Genomic DNA, 25,735 nt, shown 5'->3' on the forward strand with positions numbered 1-25,735 from the left:
ACACGGTGGAGAATTGACTACAATTGTGTGCGCGCCGGTCAAAAAATCCTGCAAGAACAGATCCTTATACGCTCAGAATACGCTCAGAAAACGAGGGGAGCACAACCTATTGCACTATCGATGAGAGAAAAATTCATTACATATTCCATCCCAAGTATGCATTATTATCCCCAAGGATAGGGATGAAGTTGCAGAACGTGTTTTGATCAGTTCCCGCGAGCATGAGCCACCGGCAGGGCTCCCGCCCTTGCTACCCCGCCATCTGGCCGATGGCCAATCATGCTCAAGCGCACATTCCGGTATTTCGCGAAAATTCTCGGCAATAATCCAACAAAAGTCCTCAACGACCAATTTCTGTCAAATCGATCTGGCGTTGACGTCTGCATCACCATTGCATCGTTGGCGTGATGAGCACCGAGCGCTGGAAGCCGGCCGCCGAACTGCGGCCTCTCCGGCAAACCACCCTCTGGCTCAAGTGAGCGGCCGAGCGGCCAAGCGTTTCAGCGCCCACCACCGGTGTTTCCGCCGGTGGCAGGGCAGATTTCCTTTCCGTTGCCCGACCCGCTGCGCCGGACCGGGCGATGGCTGAAGCAGGTGCCCCATGACCCTTCTCAATCACCTTCACATTCCCACCAAAATGGGGATTCCGGCAGCCACCGCGATTCTGGGCATGCTGACCATCGCGCTGCTCGGCGGCTCGGCCATCACGGAGCAGTCGCGCCTGCTGGACACGCTGTTCAACCGCTCCTTCACGCGGGAAGTGGACGTCCAGGCGCTGACCGACACCCTGACCGTCGCGCACGCCGGCCTGTACCGGACCGTCATCCTGAGCACGGCCAACGCATCGCCGAAGGCGATCGAGGACGAGTCGAAGCTGCTGCTCGAACAGTTGGGCAAGCTGAAGGGCCAGGCCGACAAGCTGAAGGGGCAGCAGCCGTCCACCGAGGACGAGGAAAAGCTGCTTCAACGCTTCGGCAGCGACTCGGCCGTCTACCTGGCGAAAGTGGGCAGCTTTCTCGACCTGCTGAAGATGGGCGTCGATCCGCTCGACTTCCTCCAGGAGGTCCAAGCGGGCTACGCGCGCCTGCACGCCACGTCGCGTGACTTTCTGACCTATCAGCGCGAACAGTCGGCCAGCGCCTACGCCACCGTGAACGCCTCGGTGGACGCCGTCACCCAAGCCTTCATCGCCGTCGCCGTGCTGGCCCTGCTCATCACGGTCGGCGTCGCGCTCTTCATCGGCTTCCACATCGCGCGCCCGGTCGTCCGCCTGACCATGGTCATGGAGCGGCTGGCCGAAGGGCGGCTGGACAGCGAGATTCCCGCCGCGGAGCGCGGCGACGAGATCGGCCAGATGGCCCGCACTGTCCGCGTGTTCAAGGACAACGCGCTGCGCGTGCAGGAGATGGCGCGCGAGCAGGAACAGATGCACGTCCGCTCCGCGGAGGAACAGCGCCGCGCCATGAACAGGCTGGCCGCCGACCTTGAGGCGTCGGTCAAGGCGATGATGGGCGAGGTGGTGCGCTCCGCCGACAGCATGCGCAGCGAAGCCAACGTCATGCTGGAGAACGCCCGCCAGACCAGCCACCACAGCGACAGCGTCGCCCACGCGGTGCAGGAGGCGACGAGCGAAGTGGAAAGCGTCGCCGCCGGTGCGGAAGAGCTGCGCGCCTCCATCGACGAGATCACTCGCTCCATCGCCCAGTCCACGCAACTGGCGCGCGGCGCGGTGGAGGAGGCCGGCCGGACCGACGGCATCGTCCAGGGCCTGAGCGAGGCCAGCCGCAAGATCGAGGAGGTGGTGGGCCTCATCAACAACATCGCCGGGCAGACCAACCTGCTGGCGCTGAACGCGACCATCGAGGCGGCGCGGGCCGGCGAGGCCGGCAAGGGCTTCGCCGTCGTGGCGTCGGAGGTCAAGAGCCTCGCCAACCAGACCGCCAAGGCCACCGACGAGATCGGCGCCGAGATCGCGGCGGTGCAGGCGGCGACCACGGCGGCGGTCAACGCCATCCGCGCCATCGTCAACACGATCCGTCAGGTGGACGAATCGCTCAGCACCGTCGCCGCGGCGGTGGAGGAGCAGGACGCCGCGACCCGCGACATCAGCGAGCGCTCGCAGCGCGCCGCCACCGACACGGCGGCCGTGTTGCAGGAAATGCGGCTGGTGCAGCAGGCGGCGGAGACCACCGGCCATTCCGCCGGTTCGGTGCAGAACACCACCGAGGAGCTGTCGCGCAGCTTCAACAAGCTCGACAACGAGATCGAGGCCTTCATCACCCGCATCACAGCGGCGTAAGGAAGCCCCGCGTTTCCAGCAAAAAGCCCCTCTCCCACGGGAGAGGGGCTTTTTGCGTGCCGGCGCTGTCGGACCGCGCTCGCGCTTGGCCCAGCCTGCAAAGCGCCGATCATTTCAACCAGGGGAAGTCACGCCACAGGACGCGGAAGTCGGCGTCGAGCTGCTTCAGTTCGGCAGTGAAGGCGTCCGGCCCAAGGATGCGCAGCGGCTGGAAGGTTTCCTTCGCCTTGCTCTGGAATTCCGGATCGTTGGCGGCCTGGGTGACGGCGTCGATCAGCTTGGCGCGGATGTCCGCCGGCAGGCCCTTTGGCGCACCGATGCCGCGCATCGACACCATGGTGATGTCGTAGCCCAGTTCCTTGAAGGTGGGCAGATCCGGCGCCATGCTCCAGCGATCGTTGCTCATCACGCCGAGGATGCGGACCGCGTCGCCGCCGGCCTTGCCGCGCAGTCCTTCGCCGAGGTTCTGGCCGCAGACCTGGGTGTGGCGGCCAAGCATGGAGCGGTAGTTCTCCGCGCTGCCGGGGAACGGGACGTGGGTGAAGCGCGCGCCGGCCTGCTTTTGCAGCAGCAGCATACCCAGATGGTCGTCCGAGCCCACGCCGGTCGAACCGACCGTGATGGTGTTCGGGTTCGCCTTGGCGTGCTCCACCAGATCGCCCAGCGTCTTGTAGGGGCTGTCCGCGTGGACGGTCATGATGCCCGGATCGTCCACGATGTTGACCAGCGCGTCGAGGCGGTCCAGCGAGAAGCGGGCCTGGCGCTCGATCGGGATCGTGATGACGTTGGGCGTGTTGATGAAGCCGATTGTGTAGCCGTCCGGGGCGGCGTCGGCAATGGCCGCGAAGCCGATCTCACCGCCGGCGCCGCCACGGTTCATCACCACGATGCGCGCGCCGCCACCGAGATACTTCTCGATGTAGGGGGCCAGCATGCGCGCCGTCACGTCGGTCGATCCACCGGCGCCGTAGGCGACGACCATGGTGATCGGCTTCTCCGGATAGGCCGCCTGAGCCGCCGAGGCTCCCAGCAGCAACGCACAGGACGTCAGGAGGGTGCTGAGGATTTTTTTTGCATTCATTGTCCACTCCGCCGTTTGCTGCCGAAACGATCCTGCGGTGCGGCAGGCTGCAACAGCGATTGATGATCGGCGGAGAGTATCACAATTTATCGGATGCGATAGCGGGCAAGGCACAACCATAAAAGAGTATTATGGAAATGATTGTGCCATAGCGCGACAATGGCGCGAGGCCGTTCGCACCCCTACGCATGTATTTCCGGAAAAAGGGACAGGCGCTTCGCCTAAGCGCTGCCGATGGTTTGCGTCAGGGCGCTCAGCAGCACCGGCGGCGTCACGGGCTTGTGCAGAACGCTGATGCCGCTGGCCTCCGCCTCGCGGATGCGTTCGGGGGCGGTGTCGCCGGTGATGATGATGCTGGGGATGGCGTGGTGGTACAGGTCGCACAGCTCCCGGATCGCCTCGGTCCCGGTGCGCCCCTCGCGCAGGCGGTAGTCGGCCAGGATCATGTTGGGCGGTCGCTCGCGGGAGGCGAGCAGGCGCACCGCCTCTTCCGCCGACTCCGCCGCGAGGACCTCGTACCCCCAGCCCTGGAGCACAGCCCGCAGCGCGGACAGCACCACCGGTTCGTCGTCGATCAGCACGATCATGCGGCCGCCGCTGTCCCCCACCGGCAGTTCGGTCCGCCGCACCGGCGGGCGCGGGCGCGCGGAGGGCTGGAACGGCGCCTCGACCCAGAACACCGACCCGCGCCCCGGCACCGACCGCACCCCGACCGGGTGGCCGAGCAGCCGGCTGAGCCGCTTCACGATGGCAAGGCCGAGGCCGAGGCCCTTCTCCCGGTCCCGCTCGGGGTTGCCGATCTGGGTGAACTCCTCGAAGATCTCTTCGGTCTGGCCCGCCGGAATGCCCATGCCGGTGTCCCACACCTCCAGCCGCAGGGCGTCGCCGCGCCGCCGGCAGCCGACCAGGATGCGCCCGCGATCGGTGTAGCGCACGGCGTTGTCCACGAGGTTCTGCACCATGCGCCCGAACAGCGCCGGGTCGGTGCGCACCATGGCGCTGCTCGGCAGCACGCGCAGCTCGATCCCCTTGGCCGCCGCCAGCGCCGTGAAGTTGACCCGCGTCGTCGCCAGGATGCTGTCGATGCTGAAGATCATCGGCCGCACCGTGACCACCCCGGCGTCGAGCTTCGACACGTCCAGCAGGCTGTCCAGCAGCATCTTCAGCGCATCGACCGCCAGTTCCATGTCACGCACCACCGTGCGGGCCGTGCCCTCCGGCAATTGCGCGGACAGTGCGGAGGTGAAGAAGACGAGGGATTGGACCGGCTGGCGCAGGTCGTGGCTGGCCGCTGCCAGGAACTTGGTCTTGGCGATGTTGGCGCGCTCCGCCTCCTCCTTGGCGGTGCGCAGGTCGGCGTCGGCCTGCTTGCGCTCGGTGATGTCGCGGACGGTGCCGGCGAAGATGCGCCTCCCGGCCAGGAAGCCCTCCCCCACCGCCAGTTCCATGGGGAAGGTCCGCCCGTCCTTGCGGCGGCCCTGCACCTCGCGCCCGGCGCCGATGATCCGGGCCTGCCCGGTCGTCAGGTAATTCTTCAAGTAGTCGTCGTGCGCCTGCCGGTAGGGCGGCGGCATCAGCATGCTGACGTTGCGGCCCAGAACCTCCGCCGCCGTGTAGCCGAAGATGCGTTCGGCGGCGCGGTTGAAGCTTTCGATGCGGCCCTGTTCGTCGATGGTGATGATGCCGTCCACCGCCGCTTCCAGGATGGCGCGGTTCTTCGCCTCGCTGTGGCGCAGGCGCTCTTCCGTTTCCTTGCGGACGGAGATGTCGCGGACGATACCGGTGAACACTCGCTCGCCGTCCACCAGCGCCTCGCCCACCGCGAGATCCAGGGGGAAGACGTGCCCGTCCTTGCGCAGGCCCTTCACCTCGCGGCCCTTGCCGATGATGCGGGCCTCGTCGGTCGCCATATAATGACGCAGATAGCCGTCGTGGGCGGAGCGGTAGGGCTCCGGCATCAGCATGTTGACGTTGCGGCCGATCACCTCCGCCGCCGCGTAGCCGAAAATGCGCTCGGCCGCCGCATTGAAGGAACGGACGATGCCGGCGGAGTCCATGATGATGATGCCGTCCACCGTGGCGCCGAGAATCGCCTTGGTCACCGCGTCCGGCCCGTCGTCGCGGATGGCGGCGTGGGCGGGCGTTTCGGGCTCCGGGGCCGGGGATTCGGGCCTTGGGGACTCGGCTATCGGGGATGCGGCCATCGGGGAGGTCTGCCGGCGTCCGCGCAGAAGCCATCCCACGGCTCCCGAGCCCAGGACCAAGGTTGCCACGGCGAGGAGCGCGATGGTGGTGTCCATCCCGAGAACCTCTCAAATGCGGCTAGGAAGCGCAGGCACCCTCAACAATCGGCCATAAACGCTTGTTCCAACAACCCATCCTAAGGGCATAGTTCCGCAGAGGTACAGCCATGCCCCACCGCCAGTTGCCAGCGCGCACGGATCGGTTACCCTCTTCCCAGAACAAGAAGATCCAAGGTCTTCGAATAAAGGGAAGGAATAGGGCGATGGCTCTCAGGGCCGAACAGCTCAAGGACGAGTTGACCGAAGAGGTCGTGCGGCAGGTGCGCGAGCGGCTGGGCCGCGGCCGCGCCGCCCCGGCGGAACGCTTCGTGCGGCAGTTCTACGACAACGTGCCGCCCGACGACATCATCCAGGCCCCGGCGGAACAGCTGTACGGCGCCGCGCTGGCCATGTGGCAGTGGGGCCAGCAGCGCGAGGCGCCGGAGCGGGCCAAGGTCCGCGTCTACAATCCCCGCATCGAGGAGCACGGCTGGCAGTCCCACCGCACGGTGGTGGAGATCGTCAACGACGACATGCCCTTCCTCGTGGATTCCGTGACGGCGGAGCTGAACCGCCAGGGCCTGACCGTCCACCTCGTCATCCACCCGGTGGTGCGGGTGAAGCGCGACGGGGCCGGCCAGCTGGCCGAGCTGTACGAGGCCGCCGCCGCCCCCACCGACGCCACGCCGGAATCCTTCATGCATGTGGAGGTCGGCGCGGTCACCGACGCCGCCGCCCTGACCCAGGCGCGCGAGGGGCTGGAGCGCGTGCTGGCCGACGTGCGCGCCGCCGTCGCCGACTGGCGCGACATGCGCGGTCAGGTGCGCGACGCGGTCAACGACGCCGACGCCGCTCGCGCCACCGTGCCGTCCGACGAGGTGGACGAGGCCAAGGCCTTCCTGACCTGGGTGGACGAGGACCACTTCACCTTCCTGGGATACCGCGAATACCGCTTCGAAGGCGGCGGGGACGGGACGGAGCCGTCGCTGTCCCTGGTGCCGAACAGCGGGCTGGGCATTCTGCGCGACGATTCGGTCACGGTGTTCGACGGGCTGCGCAACTACGCCACCCTGCCGCCGGACGTGCGCGACTTCCTGCGCAACCCGCGCGTTCTGATGGTGACCAAGAGCAACCGCCGCTCCCCCGTGCATCGCTCGGTGCCGATGGACGCCATCCTCATCAAGCGCTTCGACGCGGAGGGGCGGATCGTCGGCGAACGGCTGGTCGCCGGCCTGTTCACCTCCGTCGCCTACAACCGCAGCCCGCGCGAGATCCCGTTCCTGCGCCGCAAGGTCGCCGAAGTGATGGATCTTGCCGGCTTCGACCCGCAGGGCCATGACGGCAAGGCACTGCTGCACATCCTGGACACCTACCCGCGCGACGAGCTGTTCCAGATTCAGGTGCCGGAGCTGTTCGACATCGCCATCGGCATTCTGCATCTGCAGGAACGCCAGCGCCTAGCCCTGTTCGTGCGCAAGGACCCGTTCGAGCGGTTCGCCTCCTGCCTCGTCTACGTGCCGCGCGACCGCTACGACACCGACCTGCGGCGGCGCATCCAGTCCATTTTGGAAACGGCCTTCAACGGCACCTGCGCCGGCTTCACCACGCAGCTAACCGAAAGCGTGCTGGCGCGGCTGCACTTCATCATCCGGACCGAGCCCGGCCATGTTCCCGCCGTTGATGTCAACGACGTGGAAGCGCGGCTGGTCCAGGCGTCGCGCGGCTGGGAGGATCACCTGCGCGACGCGCTGGTCGAGGCGCGCGGCGAGGAGGAGGGCGGCGCCCTGCTGCGCCGCTACGCCGACGCCTTCCCAACCAGCTACCGCGAGCTGTTCAGCGCCGAAAGCGCCGTCCACGACATCGAGCGCGTCGAAAAGGCGATGGCGCAAGGCGGGCTCGGCATCAACCTCTACCGCCCGCTGGAGGCGGAGGAACACGAGCTTCACGTCAAGATCTACCACGAGGGACGGCCGGTCCCGCTGTCCGACGTGCTGCCGATGCTGGAGCACATGGACCTGAAGGTCATCACCGAATCGCCCTTCGAGGTCGCCGTGGCCGGCCACGCGGCGCCGGTGTGGATCCATGACTTCACCGCGCGCAGCCAGAACGGCCTGCCCATCGACTGCGCCATGGTGAAGGAGAAGTTCCAGGAGGCCTTCGCCGCCGTCTGGGACGGCCGGATGGAGGATGACGGCTTCAACCGGCTGGTCCTGCGCGCCGGGCTGACCGCGCGGGAGGTGACGGTGCTGCGTGCCTACGCCAAATACCTGCGCCAGGCCCGCATCGCCTACGGCCAGGACGTGGTGGAAAGCACGCTGGCCGAATACCCCAGCATCGCCCGCATGCTGATGGCGCTGTTCCACGCCCGCTTCGACCCGGCGCGGCGCGTCCACAACGATCCCGGCCATGTGGCGGAGATCGAGCGTGCGCTGGACGGCGTGAAGAACCTGGACGAGGACCGCATCCTGCGGCGCTTCCTGAACCTGATCCGCTGCACGCTGCGCACCAACGCCTACCAGAAGGGACCGGACGGCAAGCCGAAACCCTACATCTCCTTCAAGATCGACAGCCGCAACATCGAGGATCTGCCGCTGCCCCGGCCGATGGTCGAGGTCTTCGTCTACAGCCCGCGCATGGAGGGCGTGCATCTGCGCGGCGGCAAGGTGGCGCGCGGCGGCATCCGTTGGTCCGACCGCCGCGAGGATTTCCGCACGGAGATCCTGGGCCTGATGAAGGCGCAGATGGTCAAGAACACGGTCATCGTGCCCGTGGGTTCCAAGGGCGGCTTCGTCGTCAAGCGCCCGCCGCCAGCCAGCGCGGGGCGCGAGGCGCAGTTGGCCGAAGGCATCGAGTGCTACAAGACGCTGATGCGCGGGTTGCTGGACATCACCGACAACCTCGACGCTGAGGGCGCTGTGGTGCCGCCGGAGGATGTTGCGCGGCATGACGGCGATGATCCCTATCTGGTGGTCGCCGCCGACAAAGGCACCGCGACCTTCTCCGACATCGCGAACTCCGTTTCCATCGACTACGGGTTCTGGCTGGGCGACGCCTTCGCCTCGGGCGGCTCGGCCGGTTACGACCACAAGAGGATGGGCATCACCGCGCGTGGTGCCTGGGAATCGGTCAAGCGCCACTTCCGCGAACTGGGCCGCGACATCCAGAGCCAGGATTTCACCGCGGTCGGCGTCGGCGACATGTCCGGCGACGTGTTCGGCAACGGCATGCTGCTGTCCCGGCACATCCGGCTGCTCGCCGCCTTCGACCACCGGCACATCTTCCTGGACCCCGATCCCGACGCGGCGCGGAGCTGGGAGGAGCGCAAGCGCCTGTTCGATCTGCCGCGTTCCTCCTGGGCCGACTACGACGCCGGGCTGCTGTCCCCGGGCGGGCGGATCTACGACCGCACGGCCAAGTCGCTGGAGCTGACGCCGGAAATCCGCAGCCGCTTCGGCATCGACAAGGCCCACGTCACCCCGCAGGAGCTGATGCAGACCCTGCTGAAGGCCGACGTGGACCTGCTGTGGTTCGGCGGCATCGGCACCTACATCAAGTCCTCGGAGGAAACCAACGCGGAGGCCGGCGACAAGGCCAACGACGCGCTGCGCGTGGACGGCCGCGATCTCCGCGCCAAGGTGGTCGGCGAGGGCGCCAACCTGGGCGTGACGCAACGGGGCCGCATCGAGGCGGCGCTGCACGGCGTCCGGCTGAACACCGACGCCATCGACAATTCGGCGGGCGTGGACACCTCCGACCACGAGGTGAACATCAAGGTCCTGCTGAACGACGTGGTGACGCGCGGCGACATGACCGTCAAGCAGCGCGACCAGCTGCTGGCCGCCATGACCGACGAGGTGGCGGGGCTGGTGCTCTCCGACAACTACCTGCAAACCCAGGCGCTGACCGTCGCCCGCGCGCAGGGGCCCGACCTGCTGGAGCCGCAGGCGCGCTTCATCCGCGCGCTGGAGAAGACCGGACGCCTGAACCGCGCCATCGAGTATCTGCCGGACGAGGAGGAACTGTCCGCCCGCCTCGCCAACCGGGAGGGGCTGACCCGGCCGGAACTGGCGGTGTTGCTCGCCTACGCCAAGATCACGCTGTACGACGACCTGCTGGCGTCCGACCTGCCGGACGACCCGTTCATGGCCGACGACCTGATCCGCTACTTCCCCAAACCGCTGCGCAAGAGCCACGGCGACGCCATCGCCCGGCACCGGCTGCGGCGGGAGATCGTCGCGACCAGCATCACCAACAGCCTCGTCAACCGGACCGGCCCGACCTTCGTCAAGGAGATGATGGAGAAGACCGGCATGGGTCCGGCCGACGTGACGCGCGCCTACGCCATCGTGCGCGATGCCTTCGGCCTGCGGTCCCTGTGGACGGAAATCGAGGATCTCGACAACGTCGTGCCGGCCACCTTGCAGACCGCGATGATCCTGGAGGCGGTCCGCCTGATGGAGCGTGCCACCGCCTGGTTCCTGGCGAGTTGCCATCAACCGCTGGACATCGCGAAGGAGACGGAGGCCTTCCGCCCCGGCATCGAGGCGTTGATGGGCGGGCTCGACAACGTCCTCGACGCGGAGGAGGCGGCGCGGCTGGCGGCCCGCGTGGCGGCCTATGCCGAGCAGGGCGTGCCGGACGACCTCGCCCGCCGGGTGGCGGCCCTGCCTGTGCTGGCGGCGGCTCCCGACCTAGTCCGCATCGCCGGGCGCACAGGGCAGGACGTGTCGGCGGTGGCGGCGGTCTACTTCATGCTGGGCCGGCGCTTCGGGCTGGAATGGCTGCGCGACAAGGCGGCGACGGCCAAGGCGGACAACCATTGGCAGAAGCAGGCGATCGCCGCCCTGGTGGACGACCTGTTCGCCCACCAGACCGCGCTGACCGTCCGCGTGCTGGAAGCCGCCGACGAACTGCCGGCGGAAGCCCCGGTGGACGGCTGGATCGCCCGCCGCCGCACGGTGGTGGAACGGGTCGAGCAGCTTCTGTCCGAACTGCGCACCCAGCCGAACGTGGACCTGTCCATGCTGGCCGTGGCGAATAGGCAGCTGCGGGGCCTAACGGCGGGGTGATTATTCCCTCTCCCCCCTGGGGAGAGGGTTAGGGTGAGGGGGAAACGCGGACGCCCGCAGGACTTTGCCGGCCTGTCGGCCGCCCCCTCATCCCAACCCTTCTCCCCAAGGGGGAGAAGGGCTTTCATTACACCCGCCCCTCCCCCGCCTCGCGCTCGAACCGCGACAGCGAATTCTCCAGCTTCCACTGCACGCGGGCCTTCTCGTTCCCTGCGAGGAACGCCGCGCATTCCGCCACCGGAACCTCGGTCACCGCTCCCGCGCAGGCCTCCACCGCGCGCCCGTAGCGTCCGTCGCGCCACAGGCTGGCGCCGGGGAGGAAGCTGTGCTCCAAGCTGGCGCGGGCCAGTTCGACCAGATCGGCGTAGGTGAGGCCGTAGGTCGTCACGGCGCGCTGAAGCTCGTTGGTCAGGTCGCTGCGGCTGACGCCCTCGTCGTCGGTGGAGATCACCGTCGGCACGCCGGCCGCGCGGTAGAGCGGGTAGGGATGGTCGTTGCCGGCGACGCCCAGGATCACGTCGTTGCTGGTGAGGTTAATCTCCACCGCCACCTTACGCGCCGCCATGGTGCGCAGCAGGCCCTGCGGGTCGTCCTCGTACATCACGTCCACGCCGTGGCCGATGCGCTTGGCGTGGCCGATCTCCACCGCCTTGCGGATGTGGTCGCGCAGCCGCTCCGGCGGGACGAGGCCCAGCGTCAGCTCGCCCGCGTGCAGGGCCACGTTCACGTCCGGCATGCGGCGGTGCAGCTCGTTCAGGAAGCTCATGTGCAGGTCGTAGTCGGCCAGCGCCACCGGATTGTCCTCCGGCGCCACAAAATTGAGGCCGACGACGCGCGGTTCCGCCTTCGCCAGCAGGCCGTAATAGAGCGTCTGGGCGTAGACCGGCCCGCGCTGGGCAGTGCGGGAGACCTGCTGAAGATAGCGCACCGACACGGCGCAGCCCGGCTTCGCCTGCAGCGTGCCGCAGCCGAGCAGCGCGCGCATCCGCGCCTCGGCGGCGTCGATCTTCTGGCGCGCACCCGGCACGAGGTCGGCGAGGCCGGCGGCCAGCAACCGGTCGGCCATGGCTGGGAGGTCATCGGTCCAGGGGGTGTTCTTGCCGATGCCGGAAGCGCCGTCGCCGTTGAAGGAGACCATCAGTTCCAGATGGTGCACGCCCTGGCGGGCGGCGCGGTCCACCACCTCGGCCAGCAGGTCGCCGGTCGAATCGGTCGCCGCGCCGAAGCGGCCGAAGGTGGCGAAAAACTGGTCGTGCTGGCTGTAGCCGGTGACCGCGATGTTGTCGCGCATGGACAGCGCGCCGATCACCTTCGGGTACATCTCCCGGTCGGTTGCCACCTGCGTCATCGGAAGCCTGCCGGCCTTGGCGTCGCACGGCGGCGGGGCCAGCGACTGCGACGGCTTGTCGAAGCACAGCCCCTTCTCGGCGCCCAGGCGGATGTAGGTCTCGGCGTAGACCGCACCGGACAGGTGGCTGTGCAGGTCGGCGCCCTTAGGCATGCGGGCGAGGAAGGCGCGCAGTTCCGGCGGGCTGTTGCGCACCGCCTCAAGCCGCCGCGCGGCACTGCCCGAGGTCGGGGCGGAGCCCGGTTCACCCACCGACGCCAGACCGGCGCAGCCACCGGTCAGCAACGCCATTGCCAGGACTGGGATCGCCAGGGCCGGGACCATCCCAAAACGCGCGCCCGCCATCGTCATTCTCCAAAACCGCTCGAAATTTTGCGGACGATGCACAGGAAATCCACGGACGGCAATATTTCATCGCGCACCGGTTGCGGAACTTGCGGACACACGGTGCCGCCGGCCCGGCACGCCGCGATCCGCTTTAGGTCTGTAGAAGACGGCACTTTCCCGCTATGGTGCGCGGCGACCCCGTGCCTGATGCCGATCCGGAGCCGCCGCGATGACCGACACCCCGCCCAACCTGAACGACGCCATCCGCCTGTTCCGGGCGGGCGACCTTCCAGGGGCGGAAGCGGCCTGCCGCGCGCTGCTGGCCAACGATCCGCACAACGCCCAGGCGTTGCACCTGCTGGGCCTCATCGCCGCGCACACCGGCTATCCCGACTCGGCCCTGGTGCTGTTCGGCAAGGCCATCGCCGAGGTGGGGAACGACCCGTCCTTCCACAACAGCCGCGGCAGCCTGCTTTTCCAGCTCGGCCGCGCGGCGGAGGCGGAGGAGGCGTTCCGCGCCGGCCTCGCCATCAACGACCGCCTGCCGGAGCTGCACGGCAACCTCGGCAACGCGCTGAAGACGCTGGGCCGGCCGGAGGAGGCGGAGGCCGCCTTCCGCGCCGCGCTGGACATCCGCGCCGACGCGCCGGAGATGCACAACTTCCTGGCCACCACGCTGCGCGAACTCGGCCGGCTGGAAGAGGCGGAGAAGCATTTCCGCAAGGCGCTGGACCTGGCGCCAGACTATCTCGACGCCCGCTACAACCTCGCCGAACTGCTCAGCACGCGCGGCCATTTGGAGGAGGCGGAGATCGCCTTCCGCAAGGTTCTGCAGGCGGCGTCCCGCTTCATCCCCGCGCAGGTCGGTTTGGCGCACGTGCTGCAAAGCCTCGACCGCGCCGCCGAGGCGGTGGAGGTCATCGAGAAGGCCCGCGAGATGGCGCCGGACCATCCGCTGGTGCAGTTCACGCGGCGGCTGATCTATTCGAACGCGATCCCCGGTTGGCACCTGCCGATGATCAACGACTTCGAGCGCAACGAGGCCTATGAGGAGTCGCTGAAGCGCGCGGTGACGCCCGACTCGCTGGTGCTGGAGATCGGCACGGGCTCGGGCATCGTCGCCATGATGGCGGCGCGCGCCGGCGCGAAGAAGGTCGTGACCTGCGAGGTCAACCCGATCCTCGCCCGCGTCGCCAAGGAGACGGTCGCCAACAACGGCTACGCCGACCGCGTGAAGGTCGTGCCGAAGCTGTCCACCCAGCTGAGCGTCGGCGCGGACGGCGACCTGCCGGAAAAGGCCGACGTCTTCGTCTCCGAACTCATCAACGTCGGCATGCTGGCCCCGCGCATGCTGTCGGTGCTGCAACACGCCCGCACCCATCTGGTGAAGCCGGGCGGCGCCATCATCCCGCGCGCCTCGACCGTCTACGCCATGCTGGTGGAAACGCCGGAGCTGGCGCGCATCAACCCGGTGCAGACCATCGACGGCTTCGACATGTCGACCTTCGACGTGTTCCGCTCGCCCGGCTACCAGCAGATCGATCTGGCCGCCGACGCGCACACGCCGCTGTCGGATCCGTTCACTGCGCTGGACTTCGACTTCACCCGCAACATGCCGGAGGAAGGCGAGCGCGAGATCGCCGTGGAGGTCACCGCCGAGGGCACCTGCCACGGCGTCGCCTTCTGGTTCGACCTGTTCATGGACGAGGAGGTCGTCTACCACTCGGCCAGCCGGTCGCGGACGAACCACTGGAAGCAGGCGATGACCTTCCTGGAAAGCCCGATCCGCGTCCGTCCGGGTGACACCCTGACCATCGTCGCGCGCTACGACAACAACCAGATCTCCTTCGGCATCGGCGGGTGACGGCGTTGGCGTCCGCGTCGCCCGACCGCCGCGCCCCCGACCGCCGCGCCATAACGTCGTGGTGCCTCTACGACTGGGCGATGTCGGCCTACAACACGGTCATCACGACCTTCGTCTTCTCCGTCTATTTCGCCCGCGGCGTGGTCGGCGATCCGGTCGCCGGCACCTCCCGCTGGAGCGCCGCGATGACCGTCGCCGGCCTGTGCATCGCGGTGCTGAGCCCGGTGCTGGGCGCCGTCGCCGACCGGGTCGGCCGGCGCAAGCCCTGGCTGGCCCTGTTCACCGCGATCACGGTGATCTTCACCGCCGCCCTGTGGTGGGCGAAGCCGGACCCGTCCTTCGCCCTGTTCGCGCTGGTCTGCGTGGTGGTCGGCACGGTGGCCTTCGAACTCGCCAACGTCTTCTACAACGCCACCCTGCCCAGCGTGTCCCCGCCCAACATGCTGGGGCGCGTGTCCGGCTGGGGCTGGGGCGTCGGCTATTTCGGCGGGCTGGCCTGCCTGCTGGTCGCGCTGTTCGCCTTCGTGAAGGCCACCGACCCGCTGTTCGGTCTGGTCGGCACCGCGGAGCAGGCCAACGTCCGCGCCACCGCGTGGCTGGTCGCCATGTGGTACGCGCTGTTCGCCCTGCCCTTCTTCCTGTGGGTTCCGGACGAACCCGCCACCGGGCGCCCGCTGGGCGCCGCCGTGCGCGAGGGGCTGTCCACGCTGCGCCGGACGCTGGTGGAAGCGCGCCGGTACAAGCAGGCCATGCGCTTCCTGATCGCCAGTGCCTTCTACCGCGACGGCATCAACACCATCACGGCCTTCGGCGGCATCTACGCGGCCGGCACCTTCGGCATGACGTTCGAGGAAATCATCGTCTTCGCCATCGCCCTGAACGTGGTCGCCGGCGTCGGCGCCATCGTCTGCGCGTGGCTGGACGACCGGATCGGGGCCAAGCCGACCATCCTTCTCAGCCTCGCCGGGCTGACCGCCTGCGGCGTGCCGCTGCTGCTGGTGACGGAGAAGGAGTGGTTCTGGGTACTGGCGCTGGGCCTCGGCGCCTGCTTCGGGCCGGCGCAGGCGTCGGGGCGGTCGCTGATGGCGCGCCTGTCGCCGCCGCATATGGAAACGGAGATGTTCGGGCTTTACAGCCTGACCGGCCGGGTGGTCGGATTCTTCGGTCCGCTGGCGCTGGGGCTCGCCACCGAAGCCTTTGCCAGCCAACGCGCGGGCATGGCCACCGTTGTGGCTTTTTTCGTGATCGGTTTTGGGCTTATGCTGCTGGTTCGGGAACCGGCCCCCGGGCGTGACGGGCACGTGCGACAGTCCGCCGCCGCCTGAAGGCTGATTCATCCGGCCGAAGCTGCTACCTTCCTTTTTGCTGCGACGCACAACAGTCCCGGCTGGGGGCGGAACGGATATGCTGCACATCAAGGACATCGAGGCCTTCGCCCACATCAACGAGGCTTTGGCGAGCGATTCGCGCGCCGAAACCGCCGCCGACGACCACCGGCCGGCCGCGCATCCGGCGCTGCTGCTGGCGATGGTCGCGACCGGCCGCCTCCAGCCCGAGGAGCCGGGCGGGGAGCGGTCCGAAGAGGCGGAGGTTGCCCATCACCGTCACGCCAGCCTCGCCGGCATGATGGCCCGCATGCTCGGCGTGCGGCGGGGGTAAAGAAAAACCCCTCCCCCGCGCGCGGCGGGAGAGGGGCTTTTCCGTAGCCTTTTCAGTGCCGTTTTCAGTGCCGGAAGTGGCGCATGCCCGTCAGGACCATGGCGAGGCCCTTCTCGTCGGCCGCGGCGATGACCTCGTTGTCGCGGATCGAGCCGCCCGGCTGGATCACGGCGGTCACGCCGGCCTCGGCGGCGGCCAGCAGACCGTCCGCGAAGGGGAAGAAGGCGTCGGAGGCGACGACCGAGCCCTTGGTCAGCGGCTCCGACAGGCCGGCGGCCTTGGCGGCCTCACCCGACTTGATGGCGGCGATGCGCGCGCTGTCCACGCGGCTCATCTGACCGGCCCCCACACCGACCGTCGCACCATTCTTGGCGTAGACGATGGCGTTCGACTTCACGTGCTTGGCGACGCGGAAGGCGAACAGCAGGTCGGCCAGTTCCTGCTCCGTCGGCGCGCGCTTGGTGACGACCTTCAGGTCGGCCGGGGTGATGCGGCCGTTGTCGCGGTTCTGAAGGAGGAAGCCGCCCGACAGCTGCTTCACCATCATGCCCGGCTCGGCCGGGTTCGGCACGTCCTTGGTCAGCAGAACGCGCAGGTTCTTCTTGGTGGCCAGCAGGGCGCGGGCCGCGTCGTCGGCGTCCGGCGCGATCACCACCTCGGCGAACAGCTTGGAGATTTCCTCGGCCGTGGCGGCGTCCAGCGGACGGTTGACGGCGATGATGCCGCCGAAGGCGCTGACCGGGTCGCACAGCAGCGCGGCCTTGTACGCGTCCAGGATGTTGTCGCCTTCCGCGACGCCGCAGGGGTTGGCGTGCTTGATGATGGCGACGGCCGGGCGCTCGAACTCGGCGGCCAGCTCGAAGGCGGCGTCGGTGTCGTTCAGGTTGTTGTAGGACAGCTCCTTGCCCTGGAGCTGGATGGCGGTGGCGACGCCCGGACGCTGCTCGCCGGTCACGTAGAAGGCCGCCTGCTGGTGCGGGTTCTCGCCGTAGCGCAGCGTCTGGCTGAGCTTGCCCGACAGGGTGGTGCGCGGCGGGAAGGTCTCGCCCAGCTGGCCGGCCAGCCAGCCGGAGATGGCGGCGTCGTACGCGGCCGTACGCGCGTACGCGCGCTGGGCAAGCGTACGGCGCAGCGTCAGCGTGGTGGCGCCGTCGTGGGTCGCCAGCTCGTCCAGAACCGCCTCATAGTCTTCCGGGTCGGTGACCACGGTGACGAAGTCGTGGTTCTTGGCGGCGGCACGGATCATCGCCGGGCCGCCGATGTCGATGTTCTCCACGCAATCGTCGTAGGACGCGCCCTTGGCGACGGTCGCCTCGAACGGGTAGAGGTTCACGACGACGAGGTCGATGGCCGGGATGTCGTGGGCCGCCATGGCGTCCGCGTGGATGTCGCGGCGGGCCAGGATGCCGCCGTGCACGCGCGGGTGCAGCGTCTTGACGCGGCCGTCCATGATCTCCGGGAAGCCGGTGTGGTCGGAGACCTCCTTCACCGGGACGCCGGCCTCGGCCAGACGCTGCGCCGAACCGCCGGTGGACAGGATCTCCACCCCCTTGGCCGCCAGCGCCTGGCCGAGCGCGACGAGGCCCGTCTTGTCGGAGACGGAAATCAGCGCGCGGGTGATGCGGACCTGATCGGGGGCGGGCGAATGGGCGGTCTTCGGCGGGCTCATCGGGGCATCCTGGTCTGTCATTGAACCGGTTGCGGCGGATCAAGGAGAGACACGGATGTACAGGGATGAAAAACACGGATGAGCACGGATAACTTTTTATCTGTGTTTATCTGTGTCCATCTGTGTCACACATCCTGCCGCGCAAAACGGGGATTTGACACCGATAAACACAGATAAACACAGATGACTTTTAATCCGTGTTCATCCGTGCGAAATCCGTGTTGATCCGTGTCCCAACGGCTCGACCGTCGCGGATGCGCGCGATTTACGCCCCCTTGCGCTCGCGGCGCAAGGCCCATTTGACCGTGATCGCCTCAGATCCGCCATGCCCGGCACCGGCTTGGCCGGCGATCGCGATCTGGGTGGTGCGGCGCGGCTCGTCGCCGCTGCCCAGATAGATGCTCTCGGACAGTTCGACCGTGCCGCCCGACACGCGCAGGCGCCAGACCGCCCCGCTCGGCAGACGCAGCTGCACCTGGGAGGGATCCTGGGTCGGCAAGGCCTGCACGGACGGGTGCAGGTGAAAGCGGATGGTGAAGGGCTGCGGCTGCGGCGTCGCGCCGATCACCGGCTCCAGCGTGTCCTCGCCGCGCAGATCCTCGCCGTTCTCAGCCAGGTAGACGCGGCGGCGGTGCAGATAGCCGAAGTTGCGGCTGTAGCCGTTGTGCGTGGCGACGACCAGGACGGCGCCGTCGGCCTCCTGCCGCTCGCAGCCGACGTGGGCCGGGCGGCGACCGAGCCCGCCGGCCTCGAACACTTCGGACGAGTTGGTCTCGGCCATCACGACGGTGGAATGCGCCGCCGTGCCGGCCAGCGCCGAGCGCCAGACGCCGGTCTTCACCGGATGGCTGCCGCAATTGACGATCAGCCGTTCCTTGCCGATGGAGACCTCCACCGACAGGGTGCCGGCGTGGGCGGCGGCGTCGAGGCCCGGCAGCGGCGGCACGCCGGTGTCCATCAGGACCATGGTGCGGCCGGCGATCAGCCGTTCGAAGCCGGTGTGCGGCGCGCTCTTCAGCGGACGGCCGCGCGCATCGGCCTGGGCCAGCACGGTGTCCACCAGCGCCGGCTCCTCCTCGCGGCTGCCGTTGAACAGGGCCAGCCCGCCGTCGCCGTGGCGGAAGAAGCGCAGCGCCGGCGTCATGCGGTCGATGGCGTGCTGCAGCGACTCCGGCACGTCGGCGCGGGCCACGCGCAGCACGGCGCGCACGTCGATCAGGTCGCGCAGGATGCGCAGCTGCACGGACGGGCTGCGCTCCACATGGCCGCCGTCCGGCAGGATCTGGCGCGGCAGCTCGCGCTCCAGCAGGCGCAGGGCGTCGCTGCCGATCTTTTCCGACTCGGGCAGGCAGTAACCGCCGTAGACGAGGCCCTTGGCGGCGGTGACCAGCGATTCCCCGTCCAGGGCGCCGGGCACGACGCGGGTCAGGTGGCGGAGCTGCCGGGCGAGGCTGTCGAAGACGCGGGCGCGGAACTCGTCATCGGCCGAGGCGCAGTAGAAGTCGTGCAGGCCGATCCAGTTGGCGACGCGCGCGCCCAGCACCTCCGGCGCCCAGGTCTGGGAATTCCAGCCGGCGTTGTGGTCGAGCCAGGAGAGCACCAGAGCGCGGGCGCGCCGCCGCGCCGCGTCGCCGCCGACCGCGCGCAGGTCGCGCATCCAGGCGAAGCCGTGCAGAGCATCCAGCCAGCCGGGGTTGCCGGCGCGCCAGTGCGGCTCCCCGTTCGGGTCGATGGTGACGGTGTGGCCGGCGAAGCGCATCACGCCCGCCAGCAGGGCCGAGCCTTCGGTGGCGTCGCCCGGCCAGGGGTCGGGCGGCACGACGGCCAGCGCGGTCGGCGCGCGGCCGCCCAGCGTCAGCTTGTAGATCGGGTTGCCGAAGGCGATCTGGGCGACGCCCTCCCGCAGCCGGCCGAATGTGTCGCGCGCGCCGGACATCGGCTCACCTCGTCTCGCGAAGGGGGGAGCCGGTCCGATGAGCGGTCAGGTTCATGCGGCGGACGGGGAAGGGCATCCGTGTGTGGTACCAAATTCGCCGCAGTTACCGCAAGGAGGCGGCGAACTATTCGGGAGACCGTCTCAGCCTTGCCACAAAGAAGCCGTCGATGCCGCCAAGCTCCGGCAGCATGCCGGGCAGGGAACGCACCTCGCCCCGGTCGTTGATCAGCTCGGCCATGCCTTCCAGCTCGCCGGGCTCGATGGGCAGGCGCTCGACGCGGGGGTCGCGCTCCAGGATGCGGTCGATCTGCGCCTCGCCCTCCTCCGGCTGGATGGAGCAGGTGCAGTAGATCAGCGTGCCGCCCGGCCGCACCAGATCGACCGCGTGGGCCAGCAGGCGGTTCTGCGCCTTGGCCAGCTTGGCGATGTCCTCCGGCGTCTTGACGCGCAGGATGTCCGGATGGCGGCGGATGGCGCCGGTGGCCGAGCAGGGCGCGTCCAGCAGGATGGCGTCGGCGGGCTCCCCCGGATTCCAGGTCGCCACGTCGGCGGTCAGGGTCTCGGCGGTCAGCTTCAGGCGGGCGAGGTTCTCGTGCACCCGCTCCAGCCGCTTGGCCGAGCGGTCCACGGCGGTCACCGTGGCGCCCATGGCGACCAGCTGCGCGGTCTTGCCGCCGGGGGCGGCGCACAGGTCGTAGACGCGCTTGCCCGCCAGATCGCCGAACAGCTTCGCCGGCAGGGAGGCGGCGAGATCCTGCACCCACCACTCGCCCTCGGCGAAGCCCGGCAGTTCGGTGATGTTGCCGCCGGTCGGGCGGCGCAAGGATCCGGTCGGCAGCAGCGTGGCTTCCAGCCGTTCCGCCCAGGCGCCAGGGTCGCGCCTGACGGTGATGTCCAGCGGGGCTTCGTGCAGGTGCGCCTCGACGATGGCGCGGGTGCGGCCGGTGCCGTAGGCCTGCCGCCACGCCAACCACAGCCAGTCCGGCGTGTTCAGCCGCCCGGCGTCCTGCCTGACGGCCAGGGCCGCCCCCTCGCGCCCGATGCGGCGCAGGACGGCGTTGATCAGGCCCTTGTAGGGTTCCGCCCCGCGCGCGGCGGCCAGCTCCACCGCCGTGTCCACGGCGGCGTGGGCGGGCGTGCCGAGGAAGACGAGCTGGGCGGTGCCCAGGCGCAGGATGTCGTGCACGGTGGCCTTGGGCAGGCCGGGCTTGGCGAGGCTGCCCTGGACCAGCTCGTCGATCTGGCCGAGCCGGCGCAGCACCGTGGCGACCAGCAGGCGGACGAAGCCACGGTCGCGCGGGTCGAGCCCGCGCAGCTCCGGGTGCGCGTCGAACGCGTCGTCGAAGGGGATGGACTTGCGCAGAACATCGCGCAGCAGATCGAGCGCGGCGGCGCGCGCGGCGAGGGTGGCTTCGGTCATGCCGCTGGATGTAGCGCGCATGGCGCCCAGTGTCGAGGGCGGGTGTTGGGAGCGCGTGTTGGGGATGCTAACGCCGCGCGGCCCAACCGTCGTAATTGGGGTACGGACCGACGTCCTCCACGAAGAAGCAAGGCGTCTCCCGATGCTCCCCGCGCCGCAGGATGAAGCGGTTGGCGCCGCCGGCCTTCATGGTCCAGAGGAGGCCTCTTTGCTCTTCCATGGGGCACAGGTCGAGTTCCGGCGGCGTTGGGTCCTCACCCAGCCGCTTCAGCGCGCGGTCGGCGCGCACGCGGTCGTCGGGCGGCAGGTTGCGCGCCGCGCGGTCATCGTAGCGGTCACTTTTGACGTAGCGGGTGCCGTTGCCGTGGATCGGGCTGGACGGCCCGCCGGGGTCGCTCAGCGCCCGTTCGACCATCAACTCCCAACGCCGGTCGCGACAGATCACCAGGGCGTCCCGATGGACGCGCCGGACATGGTCGGCCAGTTCGTGGAAGCGGGGCATCAGGTCGCGCTTGCGGAAGCCCACGTCCAGCATGAAACGCTCCACCGCCTGGTCGGCGGCGGCGGCGCTCCGGGGGATGTCGCGGGTCTCCAGGGCCAGCAGAGCGTCGATGGTCTGGCGCGCGGCCTCGTCACGGAAGCGGGCGAGCGCCTCGTCCGCCCGGCGCTCCACCGCGTCGATGCGGGCGAGAATGTCATCATCCGCCGGGGCGGTCAGCCACACGGCCTCGAACAGGGAAACGGGTGTGGGCGCGACGGCGGCGGGTCGAACACCGCGCCGCCGGCCGCCCAGCAACGACTTAAACCACATACCTGATCCACACGGAGGGGCTTCTTCGCCCCCGGATAAACCATAAACGGCCAAGGATTTCAGCCGTCGGCCCGCATGCGGCCGATGATGGTTTCCAGAACGGCGTCCGCCTGATCGTTGTCCACCTGGCAGGTGCCGGCCGCCTGATGGCCGCCGCCGCCATATTCCAGCATCAGCGGGCCGATGTCGGTTTTGGAGCTGCGGTTGATGATCGACTTGCCGCAGGCCAGCACGGTGTTCTGCTGCTTCAAGCCCCAGAGGACGTGGATCGACACGTTGATCTCCGGGTACATGGCGTAGATCATGAAGCGGTTGCCGGCGTAGATCGTTTCTTCCTTGCGCAGGTCGATGACCACCACGTTGCCGTGGACCTTGGAGCAGCGCGCCAGCTGGTCCGAGAACTTCGCCTCATGCTCGAAATAGAGGCCCACGCGCTCCTTCACGTCGGGAAGGGCCAGGATCTCCTCGATGGTGAGTGTCCGGCAGTGGTCGATCAGCTCCATCATCAGCTGGTAGTTGGAGATCCGGAAATCGCGGAATCGGCCCAGCCCGGTGCGCGCGTCCATGATGAAGTTCAGCAGCGCCCAACCCTTCGGCGCCAGGATGTCGCCCGCCGAATACTGCGCGGAGTCGGCCTGATCGACCGCCGCCATCATCTCGTCGGAGATGGTCGGGAAGCGTTCCTTCCCGCCGTAATAATTGTAGACGACCCGCGCGGCCGACGGGGCGGAAGCGTCGATGACGTGGTTGGTCTGCCCGCCGACGCGGATGGTCTCAGACAGGTGATGGTCGAAGACCAGATGCGCGCCGGGCACGTAGGGCAGGTTGGTGGTGATGTCGCGATCGGTGATCTCGACCTTGCCGTCCTGCATGTCCTTGGGATGCACGAACTTGATCTCGTCTAGGATGCCCAGCTCCTTCAGGAGCACGGCGCAGACCAGCCCGTCGAAATCGGACCGGGTGACGAGACGGTACTTCGTGACTTCGGACATGCGTTCCCCCGTGTTGCCCCGCTGTTTACGGCAACCGGAGGGTAGTCGGACCACCTATTCCACGCAATCCTTATCCGGCCCTACTCAGCCCCACGGCCCTCGCGACATGGTGGCCACGCCGGCCATTTCGTGCAGGCGGCGAACCCGTTCCTCCATCGCCGGGTGCGTGGAGAACAGGCTGTCAAAGCTGCGCCCGTGCAGCGGGTTGGCGATGAACAGGTGGGCGGTCGCCGGGTTGGCCTCCGCCTGATGGTTGGGGATCTGGTGGGCGTAGTTGTGGATGTTGGTCAGCGCGTCGGCCAGCCACAGCGGACGGCCGCAGATCTCGGCGCCGATGCGGTCGGCCTCGTACTCGCGGGTGCGGCTGATGGCCATCTGCACGACCATCGCGGCGAAAGGCGCCAGGATCGCCACGAGGATGCCGCCGATCATGCCCAGCGGGCTGCCGCCCTGCCCTTCCTCATTGTTCGAATGCGACGCGCCGAAGAACATGCCGAAGTTGGCGATCATGGAGATCGCGCCGGCGATGGTCGCGGTGATGGTCATGATCAACGTGTCGCGGTTCTTCACATGCGCCAGCTCATGCGCCATGACGCCGGCGATCTCCTCCGGGCTCAGCATGCGCAGAAGGCCGGTAGTGGCGGCGACCGCCGCGTGGTCCGGGTCGCGGCCGGTGGCGAAGGCGTTGGGCTGGTCGTTCTCGATGATGTAGACGCGCGGCATGGGCAGGCCGGCGCGCTCCGCCAGACGGGCGACGATGCCGTAGAATTCCGGCGCCGAATAGCCGTCCACCTCCCGCGCGCCGTACATGGACAGCACCATGTCGCCGGAGTTCCAATAGCTGAACAGGTTCATGCCGAGCGCCATGATGAACGCGATCATCATGCCGCCCTTGCCGCCGATCAGATAGCCGATGCCCATGAACAGGGCCGTCAGGCCGGCAAGGAGGACGGTGGTCTTCACGTAGCTGGTCATGGTCGGTCTTGCTTGTCTCAACGAAGTACGCCGATGGGGCTTCCCGCCGCGCATCGGTGGTGATATGGGCCTTGGCGAAGGCGGCGTTCAAGATGGTTTGCCGCCGCAGCCATCCCATATGACGGCCATGACTGACAAGACACCCACCACCGACACCACCCCGCCCGCCACCGGAACGGCGCCCATCGATCCGGCGCCCGTCGATTCCGTACAGGGCGAAACCGACACCGCCATCAAGGGACCGGAGCAGAAGCCGGGCGAGATCGGCGGTCCGAAGGGGCCGGAGCCGACCCGCTACGGCGACTGGGAGTTCAAGGGCCGCTGCTCGGACTTCTGATCGCCGGGGCACAGGGAGCGCACGGGGCACAGGGCGCCGGCAGGCGGGCCATCCTGGCGCTCGCCAGATTGGTCTGCTCCAGCGTCGCCCCGTCCAGCCGCGCATCGTCCAGGTCGGCCCCGCGCAGGTCCGCGCCCGACAGCACGGCGTCGCGCAGGTCGCAGGGCCAGCGCCGCCCCGTGGCCCGGCCTTGCGCGTCCAGCAGTTCGATGGGCCGCAGCACCGCCGACAGCAGCCGCGCGTTGGTCAGGTCGGCCCCGCGCAAGCAAGCCCCCGACAGGTCCGCGCCGTCCAGGCAGGCGCCGCGCAGGTTGCAGCCGGACAGGTCGGCCATTTGCAGCACGCATTGCCGGAAGGACGCTCCGGCCAGCGAGCAGCCCTTCAGCACCGCCCCGCGCAGGTCGCAGCCCTCGAAGTCGATCCCGTCGAAGCGGGCGCTGGCCAGTTCGAAGCGCCGCCCACCCTGGCCGTTGCTGTTGATCCATTGCACATGGTCGGCCAGCCGCTGTTCCACGTCCGGCGGCAATTGCGCGCCGCTGCGGCGGGCCACGGCGTCGTAGAGCTGCGCGCCGTCGAAATCCGCCGCGCCGAGGGGCACGTTGCGCAGCTCGCAGTGGCGCAGGTCGGCGTAGCGGAAATGGGCCCCTTCCACCGTCGCGTTATTCAACAGCGCGTGCTTCATCTTGGCGTCGGTGAAGTCCGCCCCCGACAGATCGGCGCCGGACAGGTTGGCGCTGAACAGCTTCGCCTCGGACAGGTTGGCGCCGCGCAAAACCGCCTTGGACAGGTTGACCCCGGTCAGATCCGCACCCCGCAGATCAGCGTCCTGCAAATCCGCGCCGCTGAGATTGACCGGCTTGTCCAGGGCGCGCTGTCCCTTGCCGACCCAGAACATCAGCTGGCCCGGCCGCAGGTCGGCCTTGCGGAAGTCGGCACCGCGCAAGGTCGCCTTCATCATGTTCGCCCCGCGCAGGTCGGCCTGACGCAGGCAGCTCCCCGTCAGGTCGGCGGAGGCGAGGTTGGCCCCGAACAGGTCGGCTCCCTGAAAGCTGGTCCGCATCAGCCGGGCGTGGCTGAAATCGGCGCCCGCCATCACCGCCCCCACCAGCACCTGTTCGGACAGGTTTCGTCCGGCGAAGGAGACGCCCTTGGCCGTGAACAGGCGCCCGTTGGGCTTGCCCTTCAGAAAGAGCTTGTGATCGTTGAGGGCAATCATCAGTTCGCTGGAACCGATCGTGCCGTCGCTCGTCTGAACCTTGCGCGTGTTCATCGCCATATCCAGCACGCCGGCGCCTTTTCCGGAAGACGCCTCTGCCAAACGTTATAGTGCACATGGTTCGGTGCCGTTCAACCGGCAAAGCACCGCAAGGCGGTCGTATAGCGTGGAACGCAGGTTTCTGAGCTCGGGCATGATCGCAACGGCACCATGCGCCACGACAGTGGACCGATAAATTTCCGGAACGCGGTGCTTTCTTTCGGCGGAAAGTGACCGAGCGCGCTGGGCAGGCTTTCCGCCGAAAGCGATGACATTAAACCTATAAACCGGACAACAAAAACACATACATATGCATTAAAGGACAATAGTCCCTGTTTGTTATTGCTCCGCCTCGCCCGCCATCGTAGGATACGGCCAAGCCAACGGTGCTTTGTGCGTGCAGGGAGGTCC

16 protein-coding genes are annotated in these 25,735 nt (G+C 68.3%); 6 read left to right on the top strand and 10 right to left on the bottom strand.

Annotated features, from left to right (window positions below; genetic code table 11):
* Positions 1-601 precede the first annotated feature (601 nt).
* On the top strand, positions 602-2,299 hold the full coding sequence (locus J2852_RS03050; protein WP_209870788.1) for a methyl-accepting chemotaxis protein: 1,698 nt from the start codon (positions 602-604) through the stop codon (positions 2,297-2,299).
* A 109-nt stretch (positions 2,300-2,408) separates the two neighbouring features.
* Here J2852_RS03050 and J2852_RS03055 read toward each other — a convergent pair whose 3' ends face one another.
* Together J2852_RS03055 and J2852_RS03060 are read right to left on the bottom strand one after the other, a co-directional pair.
* A complete protein-coding gene (locus J2852_RS03055; protein WP_209870791.1) occupies positions 2,409-3,380 on the bottom strand; it encodes a tripartite tricarboxylate transporter substrate binding protein in 972 nt (323 codons plus the stop codon).
* A 221-nt stretch (positions 3,381-3,601) separates the two neighbouring features.
* Positions 3,602-5,680 carry a PAS domain-containing hybrid sensor histidine kinase/response regulator gene (locus tag J2852_RS03060; protein ID WP_209870794.1) on the bottom strand — a complete coding sequence of 693 codons (2,079 nt, stop codon included), beginning with the start codon at positions 5,678-5,680 and terminating at the stop codon, positions 3,602-3,604.
* Between the two features lie 206 nt (positions 5,681-5,886).
* Between J2852_RS03060 and J2852_RS03065 the strand changes: the two genes are divergently transcribed.
* Positions 5,887-10,731: an NAD-glutamate dehydrogenase gene (locus J2852_RS03065; RefSeq protein ID WP_209870797.1), complete on the top strand. Its 4,845-nt coding sequence runs from the start codon at positions 5,887-5,889 to the stop codon at positions 10,729-10,731.
* A gap of 127 nt (positions 10,732-10,858) precedes the next feature.
* On the opposite strand, the gene J2852_RS03070 is transcribed toward J2852_RS03065, so the two are convergent.
* Positions 10,859-12,424 (bottom strand): adenosine deaminase family protein, encoded by a 1,566-nt coding sequence (locus J2852_RS03070; protein WP_209870800.1) that lies wholly within the window; start codon positions 12,422-12,424, stop codon positions 10,859-10,861.
* Between the two features lie 211 nt (positions 12,425-12,635).
* Here J2852_RS03070 and J2852_RS03075 point away from each other — a divergent pair, with 211 nt between their 5' ends.
* The 3 genes from J2852_RS03075 (at position 12,636) to J2852_RS03085 (ending at position 15,929) form a co-directional block, all read left to right on the top strand.
* Positions 12,636-14,270 (top strand): tetratricopeptide repeat protein, encoded by a 1,635-nt coding sequence (locus J2852_RS03075; protein WP_209870802.1) that lies wholly within the window; start codon positions 12,636-12,638, stop codon positions 14,268-14,270.
* Positions 14,267-15,595: an MFS transporter gene (locus tag J2852_RS03080; protein ID WP_209870805.1), complete on the top strand. Its 1,329-nt coding sequence runs from the start codon at positions 14,267-14,269 to the stop codon at positions 15,593-15,595. The genes J2852_RS03075 and J2852_RS03080 overlap by 4 nt, the downstream gene beginning before the upstream one ends.
* A 79-nt stretch (positions 15,596-15,674) precedes the next feature.
* Complete coding sequence (locus tag J2852_RS03085) at positions 15,675-15,929, top strand: hypothetical protein (protein WP_209870808.1); 255 nt, start codon at positions 15,675-15,677, stop codon at positions 15,927-15,929.
* Positions 15,930-15,993: 64 nt separating this feature from the next.
* Here J2852_RS03085 and purH read toward each other — a convergent pair whose 3' ends face one another.
* The 6 genes from purH to htpX form a co-directional block, all read right to left on the bottom strand.
* A complete protein-coding gene (gene purH / locus J2852_RS03090; RefSeq protein WP_209870811.1) occupies positions 15,994-17,598 on the bottom strand; it encodes a bifunctional phosphoribosylaminoimidazolecarboxamide formyltransferase/IMP cyclohydrolase in 1,605 nt (534 codons plus the stop codon).
* 265 nt (positions 17,599-17,863) lie between these two features.
* A complete protein-coding gene (locus tag J2852_RS03095; RefSeq protein ID WP_209870814.1) occupies positions 17,864-19,534 on the bottom strand; it encodes a heparinase II/III family protein in 1,671 nt (556 codons plus the stop codon).
* Between the two features lie 124 nt (positions 19,535-19,658).
* Positions 19,659-20,954 carry an RsmB/NOP family class I SAM-dependent RNA methyltransferase gene (locus tag J2852_RS03100; protein ID WP_209872044.1) on the bottom strand — a complete coding sequence of 432 codons (1,296 nt, stop codon included), beginning with the start codon at positions 20,952-20,954 and terminating at the stop codon, positions 19,659-19,661.
* Between the two features lie 67 nt (positions 20,955-21,021).
* Positions 21,022-21,765, bottom strand: a complete 744-nt coding sequence (locus tag J2852_RS03105; RefSeq protein WP_246499280.1) for an apolipoprotein L family protein — start codon at positions 21,763-21,765, stop codon at positions 21,022-21,024.
* A 59-nt stretch (positions 21,766-21,824) separates the two neighbouring features.
* On the bottom strand, positions 21,825-22,757 hold the full coding sequence (locus J2852_RS03110; RefSeq protein WP_209870817.1) for a DHH family phosphoesterase: 933 nt from the start codon (positions 22,755-22,757) through the stop codon (positions 21,825-21,827).
* An 84-nt stretch (positions 22,758-22,841) separates the two neighbouring features.
* Positions 22,842-23,732: a zinc metalloprotease HtpX gene (gene htpX, locus J2852_RS03115; RefSeq protein WP_209870820.1), complete on the bottom strand. Its 891-nt coding sequence runs from the start codon at positions 23,730-23,732 to the stop codon at positions 22,842-22,844.
* Between the two features lie 127 nt (positions 23,733-23,859).
* On the opposite strand from htpX, the gene J2852_RS03120 reads away from it, so the two are divergent.
* On the top strand, positions 23,860-24,069 hold the full coding sequence (locus tag J2852_RS03120) for a DUF1674 domain-containing protein (protein WP_209870824.1): 210 nt from the start codon (positions 23,860-23,862) through the stop codon (positions 24,067-24,069).
* On the opposite strand, the gene J2852_RS03125 is transcribed toward J2852_RS03120, so the two are convergent.
* Complete coding sequence (locus J2852_RS03125; RefSeq protein ID WP_209870827.1) at positions 24,044-25,339, bottom strand: pentapeptide repeat-containing protein; 1,296 nt, start codon at positions 25,337-25,339, stop codon at positions 24,044-24,046. The genes J2852_RS03120 and J2852_RS03125 overlap by 26 nt on opposite strands.
* Positions 25,340-25,735: the final 396 nt, after the last annotated feature.

Source organism: Azospirillum soli (assembly GCF_017876165.1).
GTDB classification, from domain to species: Bacteria; Pseudomonadota; Alphaproteobacteria; order Azospirillales; family Azospirillaceae; genus Azospirillum; species Azospirillum soli.

Coding starts and splice junctions, on each gene's coding strand:
- J2852_RS03050 (WP_209870788.1), top strand. CDS start 602: ATGACCCTTCTCAATCACCTTCACATTCCCACCAAAATGGGGATTCCG.
- J2852_RS03055 (WP_209870791.1), bottom strand. CDS start 3,380: ATGAATGCAAAAAAAATCCTCAGCACCCTCCTGACGTCCTGTGCGTTG.
- J2852_RS03060 (WP_209870794.1), bottom strand. CDS start 5,680: ATGGACACCACCATCGCGCTCCTCGCCGTGGCAACCTTGGTCCTGGGC.
- J2852_RS03065 (WP_209870797.1), top strand. CDS start 5,887: ATGGCTCTCAGGGCCGAACAGCTCAAGGACGAGTTGACCGAAGAGGTC.
- J2852_RS03070 (WP_209870800.1), bottom strand. CDS start 12,424: ATGGCGGGCGCGCGTTTTGGGATGGTCCCGGCCCTGGCGATCCCAGTC.
- J2852_RS03075 (WP_209870802.1), top strand. CDS start 12,636: ATGACCGACACCCCGCCCAACCTGAACGACGCCATCCGCCTGTTCCGG.
- J2852_RS03085 (WP_209870808.1), top strand. CDS start 15,675: ATGCTGCACATCAAGGACATCGAGGCCTTCGCCCACATCAACGAGGCT.
- purH (WP_209870811.1), bottom strand. CDS start 17,598: ATGAGCCCGCCGAAGACCGCCCATTCGCCCGCCCCCGATCAGGTCCGC.
- J2852_RS03095 (WP_209870814.1), bottom strand. CDS start 19,534: ATGTCCGGCGCGCGCGACACATTCGGCCGGCTGCGGGAGGGCGTCGCC.
- J2852_RS03100 (WP_209872044.1), bottom strand. CDS start 20,954: ATGACCGAAGCCACCCTCGCCGCGCGCGCCGCCGCGCTCGATCTGCTG.
- J2852_RS03105 (WP_246499280.1), bottom strand. CDS start 21,765: ATGTGGTTTAAGTCGTTGCTGGGCGGCCGGCGGCGCGGTGTTCGACCC.
- J2852_RS03110 (WP_209870817.1), bottom strand. CDS start 22,757: ATGTCCGAAGTCACGAAGTACCGTCTCGTCACCCGGTCCGATTTCGAC.
- htpX (WP_209870820.1), bottom strand. CDS start 23,732: ATGACCAGCTACGTGAAGACCACCGTCCTCCTTGCCGGCCTGACGGCC.
- J2852_RS03120 (WP_209870824.1), top strand. CDS start 23,860: ATGACTGACAAGACACCCACCACCGACACCACCCCGCCCGCCACCGGA.
- J2852_RS03125 (WP_209870827.1), bottom strand. CDS start 25,339: ATGAACACGCGCAAGGTTCAGACGAGCGACGGCACGATCGGTTCCAGC.